Annotated in this window: 13 protein-coding genes; 4 read left to right on the top strand and 9 right to left on the bottom strand. The window is 46.6% G+C overall.

What is annotated here, in order from left to right:
• Window positions 1-254: 254 nt before the first annotated feature.
• From panC to dksA, 8 genes are all read right to left on the bottom strand, one after another.
• Window positions 255-1103, bottom strand: coding sequence for a pantoate--beta-alanine ligase (panC, locus tag OW491_RS04570; protein ID WP_290034860.1), 849 nt, complete (start codon window positions 1101-1103; stop codon window positions 255-257).
• A 6-nt stretch (window positions 1104-1109) separates the two neighbouring features.
• Window positions 1110-1904, bottom strand: coding sequence for a 3-methyl-2-oxobutanoate hydroxymethyltransferase (gene panB / locus OW491_RS04565; protein WP_277251799.1), 795 nt, complete (start codon window positions 1902-1904; stop codon window positions 1110-1112).
• Between the two features lie 36 nt (window positions 1905-1940).
• Window positions 1941-2450, bottom strand: coding sequence for a 2-amino-4-hydroxy-6-hydroxymethyldihydropteridine diphosphokinase (folK, locus tag OW491_RS04560; RefSeq protein WP_290034858.1), 510 nt, complete (start codon window positions 2448-2450; stop codon window positions 1941-1943).
• On the bottom strand, window positions 2425-3909 hold the full coding sequence (pcnB, locus tag OW491_RS04555; RefSeq protein ID WP_290034857.1) for a polynucleotide adenylyltransferase PcnB: 1485 nt from the start codon (window positions 3907-3909) through the stop codon (window positions 2425-2427). The genes folK and pcnB overlap by 26 nt, the downstream gene beginning before the upstream one ends.
• 477 nt (window positions 3910-4386) lie before the next feature.
• Complete coding sequence (locus OW491_RS04550) at window positions 4387-5814, bottom strand: sigma-54 dependent transcriptional regulator (protein WP_290034855.1); 1428 nt, start codon at window positions 5812-5814, stop codon at window positions 4387-4389.
• A 20-nt stretch (window positions 5815-5834) separates the two neighbouring features.
• Window positions 5835-8759, bottom strand: a complete 2925-nt coding sequence (locus tag OW491_RS04545; protein ID WP_075173060.1) for a sensor histidine kinase — start codon at window positions 8757-8759, stop codon at window positions 5835-5837.
• Window positions 8760-8931: 172 nt separating this feature from the next.
• On the bottom strand, window positions 8932-9816 hold the full coding sequence (gene gluQRS, locus OW491_RS04540) for a tRNA glutamyl-Q(34) synthetase GluQRS (protein ID WP_290034853.1): 885 nt from the start codon (window positions 9814-9816) through the stop codon (window positions 8932-8934).
• A gap of 65 nt (window positions 9817-9881) precedes the next feature.
• Window positions 9882-10313, bottom strand: a complete 432-nt coding sequence (gene dksA / locus OW491_RS04535) for an RNA polymerase-binding protein DksA (RefSeq protein ID WP_075173058.1) — start codon at window positions 10311-10313, stop codon at window positions 9882-9884.
• Window positions 10314-10583: 270 nt separating this feature from the next.
• Here dksA and OW491_RS04530 point away from each other — a divergent pair, with 270 nt between their 5' ends.
• Window positions 10584-11738: a pyridoxal phosphate-dependent aminotransferase gene (locus OW491_RS04530; protein WP_075173057.1), complete on the top strand. Its 1155-nt coding sequence runs from the start codon at window positions 10584-10586 to the stop codon at window positions 11736-11738.
• Between the two features lie 29 nt (window positions 11739-11767).
• Here OW491_RS04530 and OW491_RS04525 read toward each other — a convergent pair whose 3' ends face one another.
• The gene (locus tag OW491_RS04525; RefSeq protein WP_075173056.1) at window positions 11768-12082 is read right to left on the bottom strand and encodes a Rieske (2Fe-2S) protein; all 315 of its coding nucleotides are present in this window, start codon (window positions 12080-12082) and stop codon (window positions 11768-11770) included.
• A gap of 159 nt (window positions 12083-12241) precedes the next feature.
• Between OW491_RS04525 and OW491_RS04520 the strand changes: the two genes are divergently transcribed.
• Genes OW491_RS04520 through OW491_RS04510 form a run of 3 tightly spaced genes read left to right on the top strand, consistent with a single transcriptional unit; the run spans window position 12242 to window position 14824 of the window.
• The gene (locus OW491_RS04520) at window positions 12242-13036 is read left to right on the top strand and encodes an energy transducer TonB (RefSeq protein WP_083637647.1); all 795 of its coding nucleotides are present in this window, start codon (window positions 12242-12244) and stop codon (window positions 13034-13036) included.
• Window position 13037: 1 nt separating this feature from the next.
• The gene (locus OW491_RS04515) at window positions 13038-14042 is read left to right on the top strand and encodes an iron ABC transporter permease (RefSeq protein WP_075179322.1); all 1005 of its coding nucleotides are present in this window, start codon (window positions 13038-13040) and stop codon (window positions 14040-14042) included.
• Entirely contained in the window at window positions 14039-14824 is a 786-nt protein-coding gene (locus tag OW491_RS04510; protein ID WP_083637644.1) for a heme ABC transporter ATP-binding protein, read from the top strand. The genes OW491_RS04515 and OW491_RS04510 overlap by 4 nt, the downstream gene beginning before the upstream one ends.

Below are 14824 nucleotides of genomic sequence, written 5' to 3'. Positions count from 1 at the left end.
ATTGTGGACTGGGCTATTAATGGATGCATTAAACGTGGCAAAAAGCCTGTGTGTCGCATCTTTTTAGTCCCATCCTTATTGCCTAGTTTTATGGTTATCCTTGGCATATTTGCCGCTATGTAACATAAAAAATGTTGCACTGCGGTAGAAATCCATAGTGTGCGAGCAATAACACGAATGCAAGCACAAAGATCAATAAAATGTTCTTTGTGCTTGTTTCAAACGTATCAGGGACAAAGGGCTTAGGGAAGGGGTTATAGACGAAAAGCAATGTTGTCTATTAGTCGAGTTTGGCCCATGAAAGCGGCTGCTAATATCACTAAATCGGTATCATCCGGTTGTGCTGGCTGTAAATCCGACTGGCGAGCAAGTACCAAATAATCTCGTGTAAAACCGGCGGCTTCGAGCGCTTCTTGTGCTTTTTTAAGCAGCTGGTCTCGAGGCTCAATGTCGGCTATTAGCTGATCTTTAAGTGCTTTAAGAGTTTGGTTTAAAATAGTCGCCGTCTCAAGTTGTGATTTTGAGAGGTAACCGTTGCGTGAACTGAGAGCGAGACCTTTAGCGTTGCGCTTGATCGGTACGCCGACGATATCGATTGGCATGCATAGGTCGCGTGTCATCTTGCGAATGACAAAAAGTTGCTGAAAATCTTTTTCACCAAACAGGGCTACATCTGGTTGTACCATGCCAAAAAGTTTGCAAACGACAGTCGTGACACCATCAAAATGGCCTGGACGGCTAGCTCCGCAGTAAAGTTCGGTTACGCCCGGAACGGATACTTGTGTTTGTGTGGCTTGGCCGTCGGGGTAGACTTCTTCTACTGAGGGGGCTAGCAGATAGTGACACCCAGCCGCTGATAATTGTGTTTTGTCGGCATCTAAGGTGCGCGGGTAAGTGTCAAGGTCTTCGTTAGGCCCAAACTGAAGAGGGTTAACAAAAACCGTCGCCACAATAATGTCAGCGTGCTGTTTTGCGGCCTCAACTAAAGAGATGTGGCCTTCGTGCAAGTTTCCCATGGTTGGAACGAGCGCTATACGGTGGCCGTGTTGGCGCTCACTAGCGAGCGCCTCACGTAATTCTTGAACGGTGTGGAAAGTTTTCATTATCGCTTACTTAAATGTGTGCTCTTCGGCCGGGAAACTCCCGTCTTTTACGGCAATCGCGTAGGCACGCAAGGCTGATTGGACGTCACCGGTGTCTGCCATAAAGTTTTTAACAAACTTGGGAGTACGTTTGGGTGTTAAGCCTAGCATGTCATGTACAACCAGTACTTGCCCGTCAGTAGCAGCTCCTGCTCCGATTCCGATAACAGGGATTTCCACCGCGCGAGTGATTTCTTCGGCTAACAATGCCGGAACGCACTCCAGTAACAAACAGCTGGCGCCTGCCTTTTCTAATAGGACGGCATCTTCAATCATCTGTTTAGCGCTTTCACTGTCGCGTCCTTGGACTTTATAACCGCCCATTTTATTGACAGTTTGAGGCGTTAGCCCCATGTGGGCACAGGTTGGAATACCGCGTTCGGATAGTAAGGCAATCGCGTCGGCTAACCAGCGGTCGCCTTCCAATTTAACCATATGAGCGCCAGCTTGCATTAATCGGGCAGCGTTTGCCATGGCAAGCTCTGTGGTGGCATAACTCATAAAAGGCATATCAGACATAATTAAAGCGCCTTGATTGCCGCGGGCCACACTTTGAGTGTGGTAAACCATGTCGTCAACCGTGACAGGTAGCGTGCTATCTTGTCCTTGTAGGACCATGCCCAAGGAATCACCTACCAAGATCACTTCAATCCCAGCTTCGCTAACGGCGTGCGCAAAGCATGCATCATACGCCGTCAGTACAGCGAACTTTTCGCCTGCCTGTTTGCAAGCGGATAACGTATGTAATGTGACATTGTTCATAGGTAACCCATAGTGTCTTATTGGTTTAGGGGCGGATTATACCGATATCTTTTCGAGTGTGCCCAGCGGGTTCGAGACTAAAAGATGAGTCAGTGTGTTCCCATTAGGGAATTGAAGGTCCTCAGGCGCTATTTCGGCCAGTGGCCAAAGGACAAAACTGCGCTCATGTGCATAAGGGTGAGGTATCGTTAATCGATCGGTCGTAATGATTTGAGAGCCAAACAGAATAATATCTAAATCGAGCGTCCGAGGTCCCCAGTGTATTTTGCGAATACGCTGATGGTCTTGCTCAATGGCTTGTAATTCATCCAGCAGCCGTTCCGGTTCTAAGTGGGTACTGAGTGCTGCTACTGCGTTGATATAGTCAGGCTGGCCAGGTGGGCCTACGGGGTCTGACCGATAAAGTGACGAATGTTTGAGTAATGCCGTATTAGGGATCTTGTTCAGAGCATTTAGCGCCTCGATAACCTGTTGCTTGGGGTTATCGAGGTTGCTGCCTAGCCCTATGTAACAAAGATGACTAGGCTTGTTGGTTGCGAGGGTCATTTTTAGCACGGCTACGACGGCGAGGTTTAGGTTTATTCTCTCCCGAGGTGCTTTTGGCATTTTTGGGGGATGAATGGCGTGGTTGGCGCGTTGGTTTTATTTGGGCAACCATGTTGGACTTTTCATCTTCAGATGCTGATTGGTAACGTGTCCACCATTGGCCTAAGTTATTGGTTTGTTCGCCGCTTTGTTCTCGTAAAAGTAATAGGTCATAAGCGGCACGGAAGCGCGGTTGTTCTAACGTTTGTTGAGCACGGTGACCGTGACGTTTAGGTAACTTTAATTGTAATTCCCAAATCTCACGCATAGGTACAGAAAAGCGTTTTGGAATGGCGATACGCTTAACTTGCTCAGAAATGATTTCGTTGGCAGCCGTTTGCATTGCTGTGTAAACGGGCATGCGTGTCTCTTTGAGTAATGCTTGCATGCGATTCTGAAGCGGTTGCCATAAAAGTACAGCGAATAAGAAGGCAGGAGTAACGCTTTTGCGTTGGCTTAAGCGACGATCTGTATTCTTAAGTGCATTAATGATTAACGTTTCAGCTTGCTTGCCGGTTGTTGGGTCATTAATAGCTTGCTGTGTGAGCGGGAGTAGTTGCTCTAACAAGTTGTACTCTTTTAGCAGAGCGAAAGAGGCTTCACCATGGCCTGACTGCAGCAGTTTCAGTGTTTCATCAAACAGACGTGCTGGCGCAATGTCTTGCAATAGATTGGCGAGCGGCTTGATAGGTGCCTCGGTTGCTGGCTCAATGGTGAAGTTGAGTTTTGCGCTAAAACGAATGGCTCGCAGCATGCGTACAGGGTCTTCTCGATAACGGCTATCGGGTTCGCCTATCATTCGAATAGTACGTTTTTCAATATCGTCATAACCGTTAGCAAAGTCATAAATGCTCTTGTCGGCTACGCTGTAATAGAGTGCATTAATCGTGAAGTCACGACGAACCGCGTCATCTTCAATGGTTCCGTATACATTATCACGCAAGATAAGCCCAGAGTCAGATTGCTTACCTAAGGTTTCATTTTCGTTGTCGTTGCTATCGTGATTGGCGCGGAAAGTGGCGACTTCGATTAGGTCTCGGCCAAAGCGAACATGCAGCAGTTTAAAACGACGACCAATTAAGCGAGAGCGTTTAAAAAGTTGATGCGCCTCTTCGGGATGAGCGCTGGTGGCCACATCAAAATCTTTAGGGCGTTTTTTAAGTAACAAATCGCGAATGCAACCGCCGACTAAATAAGCCTCGTGGCCGCCGTCGAGCAGTCGATAAACGACTTTTGCAGCATTGTCATCCAAATACTTACGGGCAATTTGGTGTTGCTCTTCTTTGATGACACGCGGGAAGCTATCAGGTTCAGGTGATGATACAACAACCGGCGCAGGCGCTTCGTTTGTGGCGATAGTGTTAGATGTAGATTTGTTCCGGAAAAGACCGGTCACTTTTTTAATAAGTCGGGTAGGCATGTGTATTTAATATGCAGCTCATAGGTTTTTCCTAATCATACCATCTATAGGCAACCACATTAAGCTGAAAGAAGAACTGAATGAAAGAGAGATATTTAAGCTGATCGCAAGCCGGTACTACCTAAGCTTGTTATTTTTATTTGGCGCTTGAGGGGTGTTATTACACAATCCTAGCGACCAGCCTTTTTTAAACCTCATTTTTATTTTTATTCGAGGTAGATAACTTTACGACATCTTCCAATTTTTATTTTTATTGCGGTTAATGTTTAAAGCTTATTGTTGTTGTTTGTACACCTAGTATATTGCAGGTGATGTGCCAGTTTTATTAACCTGTTGTTTTTAAAGAGTTAATTTTATTTTTCGTGAATAAGTGTTCAGGAATGTAACGCAGTGTAACTTTAAAGTGTTACCTCAGGTAACACATAGGTAACACTAAAGAGGATTAAGTGTTACCTATGGGTTTTTAAGCCTAAAGTGTTACCCTTGTGCTACTTTAGGCTTACGAGGTATGCCGAGTTTCTGTCTGCGTTCCCATAAACATTTGCGGCTAACGCCTAGTTTTTTGGCTAAATCCGTTTCATTCATGCGTTCTTGGTTTTCTAGAACAAAGCGCTGGAAGTAGTCATCGAGGGATAAGCCCGCCCTAGATTGCTTTTGAACGGGTAAGTCAGTAGGTGGATTATTGGCGGTTCTTTCACCGTAGGTGTGCTCAATGGTTTCGAGTGAAGGTCGAACCTCAACGTCTAAGCCGAGCAGCTCGGGGGTGATAATATGATCATCAGCTAAGATAACGGCGCGTTCAATAGCGTTTTCGAGTTCTCGGACATTCCCCGGCCAGTGATAACCTAGCATAATTTCTCGACAGCTTGGCGATAGCATGGCCGGCGGCGCTGACATTTTCTCACAAGCCTTGATGAGAAATTGATCTGCTAACTCTAAGATATCCTGCCCACGTTCCCGAAGAGGGGGCATACGTAATTCCATTACATATAAACGGTAATATAAGTCTTCGCGGAAAAGCCCTTGTTTGGCGAGTTCTTTTAAATTTCTGTGTGTGGCTGCAACTAAGCGCACATTCACCTTTTTCGACTGTACAGAGCCTACTCGCCGAATCTCGCTTTCTTGTAAAAAGCGCAGCAGCCTAGCTTGCGCCTCCAGCGGAAGCTCGCCTATTTCATCTAGAAATAGTGTTCCACCGTCGGCCGCTTCAATTAAGCCGCTCCGGGCGGAGTTGGCACCAGTAAATGAGCCTTTTTCGTGACCAAACAGTTCTGACTCGATGAGGGTCTCGGGGATTGAGGCGCAGTTAACCGAGATCATAGGAGCTGAGCGCCGATCACTCTGTTCATGAATGGCTTTGGCTGCTAGCTCTTTACCTGTGCCTGATTCCCCTAAAATGAGGGCGGTGGCATCGGTGCGTGCAACTTTAGAAATACGCGTGAAGAGTGAACGCATGGCGTCGCAACTGCCAACAAAATCGCCTTGCTCAAGGTTCTCTGTATCTTTGGCTGAACTATCTGGTTCTGGTTCATCCAAAGAGGCTGCTGTCTTGGTCTCAGCGCTTTCTAAAATTGTACGGATCGTAGCCAACATTTCATCATGATTAAATGGCTTAGCAATGTAGTCTACAGCACCCATTTTCATCGCATCGACAGCGGAGCGCATGCTTGCATAGCTAGTCATGATGAGTACCGGGGTATTCTTGGCGAGGGTTATTAAGTCCGTGCCCGGAGATCCTGGTAAGCGTAAGTCACTAATAATTAATTGGTAATCGTTGAGGTTAAATGTGGAGACGGCGTCATCAACAGATGCCGCATCATCGACGGCGTAGCTGTGTTTTTCCAGCAAGCGTTTCAACGCCGCACGGATGATCGACTCGTCTTCTACGATCAAAATACGACTCATAAATTTTCTACCTACGTTTCTCACACATGCGGCTCAGCGGAGTCGCTCTGTAGCCCTGGCAAGGTAATAATCACTTGCGTGCCGTTACGAAGCTGTTGGTTGGCGGGGCTTATTATCTCAATACTACCATAATGCTCGGTGATGATGTTGTACACCAAAGGTAGACCTAGCCCCGTTCCTTTGCCAGGGTCTTTTGTGGTGAAAAAAGGCTCAAATAGTTTGGCTTTAATGGAATCATCAATGCCAGTGCCTTCGTCCGTGATACTTAATATGATTTGTTGGTCTTGCTGTTCGGCATGAACCCAAATAGCTCCTTGTATTGGAGAGGCATCGCAAGCGTTATTTAAAAGATTGACCAATACTTGAGTGATGAGTTGAGGATCCGCTTCAAGGTCTAAATTGTTAGGAATATCCCTGAAAAAATTTTGTTGTTTGGCGTGACTGTCTAGTGACACCAAGTGAATGGCTTCTTCTACGCAGTCGGCTAGCCTTAAGCGTTCGAGTTGGATATCTCCGATGCTTTGGCCTGTTCGCGCAAAGCGTATTAACGACTGTACGATACGGTTGATGCGCCGTGTTTGCTCTACAATTTGGTCTCCCGTCTCTAGTACTTCGGGCTGGTCTGTTTCTAGCGGTAAGTTTTGTGCAAGACAGGCGATACCGGTAATGGGGTTGCCTATTTCATGAGCTACGCCGGCGGCAAATCGCCCAATGGAAGCGAGCCGTTCACTATGTGTCAGCTTTTCAGCGAGTAAATGATGGCTGGTTTCGTCCTCGACTAGGAGAACAATTGAGCTGTCGGGATTATCAGATAAATGACTTTTATGTAGCGTGAGATAGTAATCCTGATCACGTAGTCGGATATGAACTTCTGTTAAGTGGTTTTCTTCTTGGGAGATAAATGCGGGTAACACTTCGCACCAAGGTTGTGGAAGCTCTGATAATACGAGATCGCTAACGTCCATTGGAGTCAGTTGGGTTAGCGTGGCAATTTCATTGTTCCAAAATAAAATTTGCTGAGACGGCGAGACTGTACAGGCGCCAATAGGCAACTTTTCTAAAGTTGTACGGTGGTAGCGACGCAACTCGTCCAACTCGGCTGCTAAACCGCTCAATTTGGCTTGGTAAGTTTCTAAGTGGCTTTCTAAAAAATGAATGTCGCGGGCAGGGAAATCACCTGTTCTTGAAGGTTGCTTGCTCAGTGGCTCTAATAATGTGGCGGCCTCAATAGGACCGATCAATGCCGATAAGTTTTGCTCTAATGTATTTCGTAAGCGCAGCATATCAAGTGGCGCGAGCTGATCGGCGGTTAAGTTGAGGCGGCGAATGGCGTGGCGCAGCTCTCTGCGTGCAGCTGCTTCGCCTAATTTTGGCGAGAGTAAACGAATTATATCTTTAGTTTCGAAGGCTGGTCGTGCCAAGCCCTCTGGTGTTACGAAGGCATTTGCTAAACATGCTTCGGCTGCGCGTCGCTCTTCGGGTGATGTGCGTGTGATACGGGAGACGGCTACGAAAACGAAAATATTTAGTAATAATGAGACAATCGCCGAGGATTGCCAGTCGACTGCTTCAAGAGAGCTGTTAAGCTTTTGCCCTGCGCTAAGTAATGGGTAAAAGGTTGTAACAGCCCAGCTGAACATGCCAACAATTAACCCGCAAATTAATCCTATTCGGTTTGCTCCTAGCCAAAATAGCGTTGCTAAGAGTCCAGGTAAAAACTGTAAAAAAGCAATAGAGGAGCTTAAACCCAGCATGTGAAGTTGTTGGGAGTTGCCCGCTGCAATATAAAAAAAGTATCCACAAGACACGACAAGTATGATGAGAATGCGGCGCATCCACAGGATTAAGTCATAAAATTTTATGTTATCTGGTGTTTTGATGAGCGGCAAAATAACGTGGTTTTGTAGCATAGAGGCCATGGAGATAGCGGTCACTATAATAATGCCGCTAGCAGCGGTTAAGCCACCAATGAGCACAGCAATAATGATAATGTCTGATTCGAGCGCGCGGCCTAAGTGAAGCATTAAGAAGGAAGAGTGATCTGTCACGCCTATTTTGTAACCGCCCCACACAATAATGGGGATGCAGGCTGCCATACCGAATAGGTAAAGAGGCATTCCCCAAGAGGCTTTTCGAAGGGTTTCCGTAGTGCGATTTTCAGTAAATGCCATATGGAACATATGAGGCATCACAATTGCTGCTGCGAAAAAGGTTAGCAGTAGGGTTCGCCAGCTTTCTCCATCACTGCTCTTGAGTAGTCTATCGATAATAATAGGTCGTTCTGTTATCCAAGTATGTAGATCAGTGGGACCATTAAAAACAGCAAATAAGACATAAAGAGCGACCCCTAAGAGAACCAGTAATTTAATAACTGAACTGGTTGCCATGGCCACGACTAAGCCTCGGTTGCGCGCACGCAGGGAGGGATGCCGAGTGCCAAAAAGAATAGCGAACAAGGCGATCAGGGTGCAAAAGGCTGCCGCGATCTGTGGACTAGGTACATTGCGGTTGAGTACGTTTAATGAGCTTGAAACTGCTTGGATTTGTATCGAGAGTAGGGGCAAAATCGCACAAAATAATAACAAGGTAGTAATAGTGCCAACCAATGCGCTGCGAAATCTAAAAGCAAATAAATCAGCTAGCGAGCTGAGTTTATAACGGTTAGTAATGGTGAAAATAGGCGTAAAGAGTATAGGCGCTAGGAAAAAAGCGGCAGTCGCACCAAGATAAGATGCCAGAAAAAGCATGCCTGATTGTTCTATCATTCCAAAGGAACCATAAAAGGTCCAAACGCTGGCATAAGTGCCTAAAGACACGGCATGTATTAGAGGGTGCTCTGAAATGCGGCGAGGGATGATGTTGCGCTCAGTAGCGTAGGCGATCGCAAAGAGGAAAAATAAATACGCCGTGAATATTACAAAAAGTTCAGTCACCGAAAAATTCATGATGGTGTTCGCTTAAGGTCACTATGTAAGCAGATCGCGATGCCAATTGCCCACGCTAAAAAGGTGAGTCCAAAACTGTGTTCCAATTGCAGCCACCAGCTAAATACCGCTGGTAAAAATAGCCAGCACATAGCCAGTAGTAAAAGAATAACGCGATGCGAGTACATAGTGCTTATCCTTTTTCTCGCACTAAAGCGAGCTGTTGGGGGATGCGAGTCATGTCCCAGTTTTTGATTGCTTGCTGTAAAATTTCATGTGGTGAAGCTGCAGACCAATCAGGATCTACTATCTGGTTGAGAAAAACCAGCGCCTCAGTCAATAACTTGCTACTTTCATGAGGTTGTATGGCTCTAGCTAAGTTTTGCTTGCTCAATTTTTGGCCAGTTTTTGACGTTGCGATTGGGATATGCGCATAGCTGGGGGTGGGAGCATTAAGGGCTATTTGTAGTTGCATCTGTTTGGGGGTTTCATGTAGCAAATCAGATCCCCTCACCACATGGGTGATTTGTGATTCTATGTCATCGACGACAACCGCAAGTTGATAGGCCCATAATCCATCTTTACGCTTTAAAATAAAATCGTCACTGCATGAGCTGGTGACTAGTCCTTGAATACGATCGCTCCACTGCTCTTTTACATGAGCGTTGTACGAGTCTTGCGCTTTAAATCGCATGGCAGAGGGGGTTGAAACAGCGTCTCGATGACGACAGTAGTTGTCATAGCGGTTTGAGTGATGGCGTTGCATGATTTGTTTGCGTGAGCAATCACATGGATAAGCGAGCCTTTCAAGAACCATTTTATCGAGCACGGCTTGGTATTTGTCATGCTGTAGATGTTGCCATACGACGTTGCCATCCCACTCAAAACCGTACGCTTCTAGTGTTTGTAAAATTTGATGTGTTGATTCAGGGACTTCCCGGGGTGGATCTGTATTTTCTATGCGCACTAACCATTGTCCACCTGATGAACGAGCGTCGGCGTAGCTAGCTAAAGCGGCAATTAATGATCCAAAATGAAGTGGGCCGGTGGGCGATGGAGCAAAGCGACCAATATACATTGGATATAGGTTTGGCTAAGGAGAGTTCGACAGGCGAGTCTGACTCACCTGTCGATGAAGATCGATCAAGAACCGATCTGCTTCTCTTTGATTTCGGCCAGTGTTTTGCAGTCAATACACATAGTGGCCGTTGGGCGCGCTTCTAGACGGCGAACACCAATTTCAATACCGCAGGCATCGCAGTAGCCGTATTCGTCGTCGTCGATACGTTCCATGGCTTCATTGATTTTTTTGATCAATTTACGCTCACGGTCGCGAGTACGAAGCTCAAGGCTAAATTCTTCTTCTTGGCTGGCGCGATCACTCGGGTCAGCAAAGTTGGATGCTTCCTCTTGAAGATGGTGGATTGTGCTATCCACTTCTTCCATCAATTGTTTTTTCCAAGCCAGAAGAATATCGCGGAAGTGATCCTTCTGGGGTTCGTTCATATACTCCTCATCCTTGGCTGCCTCGTAAGGCACAAAGTGAGAGAACTGTGAATCGTTAGGGTTTGGCATAATGCGCCTCACTTCTCCGAAATGGCTGGGGGTCTAAGGACAAACCAGCAGTCCAATACTATGTAATTCCAGCTTCCTGAGCTTGGAAGGTTGAGGAAATTACCAGAACGCCTCACGTTAGGCTAGTCCTATGAATGAAAAAATCGTCGAATATCTCTCATAATTCAACAGCAATACCTGTAATGAGTCGATTTTTCAGTAAATACAAGCTTAGGCATGCTACTGCGGTGGTTTATAATCAACGGTTATCGCTACATTATAGAGGTTAATATGACACAGTGGTCGCAACGGGCGAGTGAAATCGAGTCTTTTAAAGTCATGGATCTGCTCAAAAGAGCGAAAGCTTTGGATGCGCAAGGCTGTGATGTTGTTCATATGGAAGCCGGTGAGCCCGATTTCGCGACGGCTGCGCCTATCCGTGAAGCGGCCCATAGGGCGATTGATAAAGGGCTTACACAATATACGCCAGCAGCAGGTATTCCTGAGTTGCGGGTGGCTATTGCTGATTTTTATCAGCAGCGATACGGACTGAACATTGCTCCAGAGCGGGTGATTGTTACGTCGGGAGCGTCGGGTGCTTTATTGATGGTATTTGGTTTGTTAGCGAATGGCGGATCCCGTTTTATGATGGCGGATCCTGGATACCCATGTAACCGTCAGTTTTTGCGTTTTGTCGATGCCCAGGCGCAGCTAGTTCCCGTTGATCATCAGCAAGCCTATCAGCTGACGGCTGATTTGATCCGAACGCATTGGGCGAGTGATACGGCAGGAGCTTTGGTCGCCTCTCCTGCTAACCCAACCGGGTCAGTATTGCATCGTGAGCAGCTAGCAGAGGTCTCAGCGGCAGTTAAAGAGCAAGGCGGGCAGTTAATTGTTGATGAGCTGTATCATGGGCTGACTTACGGTTTTGATGCGCCTTCTGTTCTTGAGGTGGACGACACGGCATTTGTCATCAATAGTTTTTCAAAATACTTTGGCATGACAGGGTGGCGTTTAGGTTGGGTAGTTGCCCCTGAAAGTGCTGTTGAAAGTATCGAAAAGATAGCTCAGAACTTATACATATCGCCGCCTACTATCTCCCAATATGCGGCTTTGGCTGCATTTGAACCAGAAACGCTTGCGATACTAGAGTCACGCCGCCGCGAGTTTGAAGCGCGCAGAGACTTGTTGGTCGATGGCCTACGGGAGCAGGGCTTTGGGATTCCATTAACCCCCGAGGGCGCCTTTTACGTATATGCTGATGCCTCTCACCTCACGGATGATACATTCAGTTATTGTTGGGAGTTATTGGAAAAGCAGCATATAGCCGTTACGCCAGGCTTAGATTTTGGGCGCTTTAATGCTAATCGCTATATTCGATTTTCATACACCACTGGGATAAATCGTATCGAGTTGGCGTTGGAGCGTTTGTCTAAAATGCGATAGTAATTTGCCAAATTAAGGCAGGTAGAGAGTTAAGGCAGATAGAGTGTGTTGTCGATAATCTGATGAGGCACTGGAGTTAGTGACCTTCCTGGGCAGGGGCCAGCTATGCACTGCCCTGTTTCAATAGTGAAAAGCGCTCCGTGCATGGCGCATTGAATGAATTGCTTATCGATGTCTAAAAACTGATCAGGTTGCCATTCGAGTGCAATTCTTTGATGAGGGCAGCTATTTTCATACACATAAAATTGATCATTTTTTTTGATAACCATAAAGGAGACACCGTTGTGTAAAATGCCTTTTGCGCCGGGGTCTGTTATGTCGTTAATGGAGCAAATAGGTGACATCAGGCGTCCTTTTTTAAAACAATGATATGATGGCGCCCTAAACAAGTAGCGCTAGTATTTTAGTAGATTATATATTTTAACTGATTTCTCGCCATTTGATGTCCTTAGCTTGACAGTTGGTGCGGTGTTTAGGGTGAATTTAGAGATAAAGAAGGGCGCATGCACAGAAGGATTTGGCCGATTGTGTTGTTTATCTCCGTTGTTATACACGCAGCGGCCTTTTATGTGTGGCAACAAAGGATAGGCTATGCCGCAATAGAGCCTTCTTTAAATCAGACCCACCTACAGGTAGGTTTGAAGTCTATCAGTCCGCCAAAAGAGGGTGTTGTTGATGAATCCATTACGCCTGCGGACACAACCAAGGTCATGCCTAATGAGATGGATGCTGCAGTGCTTAATAGTGCGATGGATAAGCCAGTTAACAACATAAAACCGCAAGAGCCCAAGCCCACTACTAGAAAAGAAGCTACCAGCCCGGTTGATCCCATCATTTCTTCCACGAAAGAACGTGCGCTAACTTTACCTGCTAACAATGCTCGACAGTTAACGTCGCAAGTAGCGGGCAATAAGCAAGTGAATGTTCAGGGCAGCACGGTAGCAAAAGCGGCTAAGTCTCCGTTAACGCCAGTTCAAACAGCGCCGCCTAGTGCGACATCTGTCGTGCAGCTACTATCAAAAGATGTGAGATACAAAAACACACCATTGGCCCCTAAATACCCGCGATCAGCCCGCAGGCGAGGAGTTGAAGGGGTTGTTATGTTGCGCGTTTCGTTAAGCCCGTTAGGCGAGATATCGTTAGTGCAGATAGAGAAAAGCTCAGGGGACATAGCCCTAGATCAGGCGGCTATTAAAGCAGCTAAACAATGGCAATTTTACCCTGCCGAGCATGATGGGATAGTGGTAGCGGCTGACGTTCTGATACCCGTTAATTTTACTTTAGAAAAGGGGCGTTAGATTGCGATTCACTAGGTCTGCATTTCTTTGGTCTGTTAGCGCCGCTTTAGTAGTGATAATAGGAGGTGTTGCTTTACATGCAGGGTCGGTTTGGATTCCTATATCTGCCTGGTGGGACACGTCGGACATTATGCATCGTATTTTGGTTGAGCTACGCCTACCCCGAGCTATTTTAGTTTTATTATGCGGGGCTCTTTTATCGGTCTCCGGTGCTGTTATTCAGTCGCTTTTTCGCAATCCATTAGCCGATCCAGGGCTGATTGGCGTATCCGGTGGTGCGGCTTTTGCCGCTGTGTTGTGGCAGGTTTTGGGAGCACCTTTAATCGACCATCCTTTGGCGGATTTATTAGGTTTGCCTTTATCGGCCTTTTTAGGAGGGGTGCTCGTAACCGCTGTGGTTATGCGCCTTTCATCAGGAGGGCAAGGTTTGTCGGTCGTGGTTATGTTGCTAATGGGAATCGCTGTCAATGCCACAGCCACGGCGGGTATTGCTGTGCTTAAATATGCGTCGGATACCATGACGTTACGACAAGTGACTTTTTGGTTAATGGGGAATGTGCAACAAGCAAACTGGTCACAAATTGCGTTGTTGGTCGCGCTTGCTATCGGTTTAGTTCCAATAATTATCCGCAGTGCACGTATGCTTAACGTGTTGCTGTTGGGTAGCGAGCAAGCGTTGCTTTTGGGCGTGAACGTGCCCGTGTTGCAATGGCGTTTAATTATTAGCGTAGCCTTATTGGTTGGCGCTGTTGTTTCCTGTGTGGGGCTGATTGGTTTTGTTGGGTTGGTTGTGCCGCATATTGTTCGTGTGCTGGTGGGTGTAGATAACCGACGTGTTTTGCCCATGTCTTTATTGGCTGGTGGTTTGTTTCTGTTAATTGCGGATGTGTTGTCGCGTACACTGATGGTACCCGGGGAGCTTCCAATTGGATTAATTACCTCATTAATAGGTGGTCCATTTTTCATGGCCTTGATTCTTTGGCGACATAAAGGGCGAGCGAGATGAGTCATGCTGCGATCTATTTAGAAGCCAAAAAACTCACGGTTGTTGAGCAAACGAATACACTCTTAAAAGACGTGTCTTTTGCAGCTAGGGCAGGGGAATTACATGTGATTCTAGGGCCTAATGGGGCGGGTAAATCGACCTTGATTAGAGCTATGGCCGGTTTGCAATCAGCCAGTGCTGGCACGGTACTGTGTGCTGGCTGCCCCATTGGCAAACTATCTGTGAGCGAGCGAGCAGTGCAACTGGCTGTTTTGCTGCAACAACAATGGTTGGATTTTCCTTTTAGTGTACAAGAAGTCGTTACTATGGGGGGGTACCCAGTATCTCATTCCATTTTAGATACCGAAGCATCGGTGAATACCCTTGATCATGCACTAGAAACGTTTGATTTATTGGCGTTGCGTGATCAGGATTACACGCGCTTATCGGGAGGTGAGCAACAGCGTGTTCATTTAGCGCGATTACTTATGCAGGTTAGTTCTCAGACGAGAGCATTGGTGCTTGATGAGCCTCTAAAAGCAATTGATTTATCGCATCAGTATGTAGTGATGAAGCAGCTGAAACGTATGGCGTCTCAAGGGTTGGCTGTGGTGGTTATCTTGCATGATTTATCGCTAGCGGCACGTTTTGCTGACTGTGTAACATTGCTAAAGCAGGGGAGTGTTATACGCACAGGAACCACGCAAAGTGTTATGCAGAGCCCGTTGTTGTCAGATGTTTTTGATGCAAAAATTCGAAAGAGCAAAGACGCCGAAGCGCCTTTGTTTTATGTTGCCGGTTAG

The organism is Neptunomonas sp. CHC150 (assembly GCF_030397555.1).
Classification (GTDB): Bacteria; Pseudomonadota; Gammaproteobacteria; order Pseudomonadales; family Balneatricaceae; genus Neptunomonas; species Neptunomonas phycophila.
The sequence above is the reverse complement of the archived record's forward strand: the minus strand, read 5'-3'. Positions and strand labels throughout refer to the sequence as shown.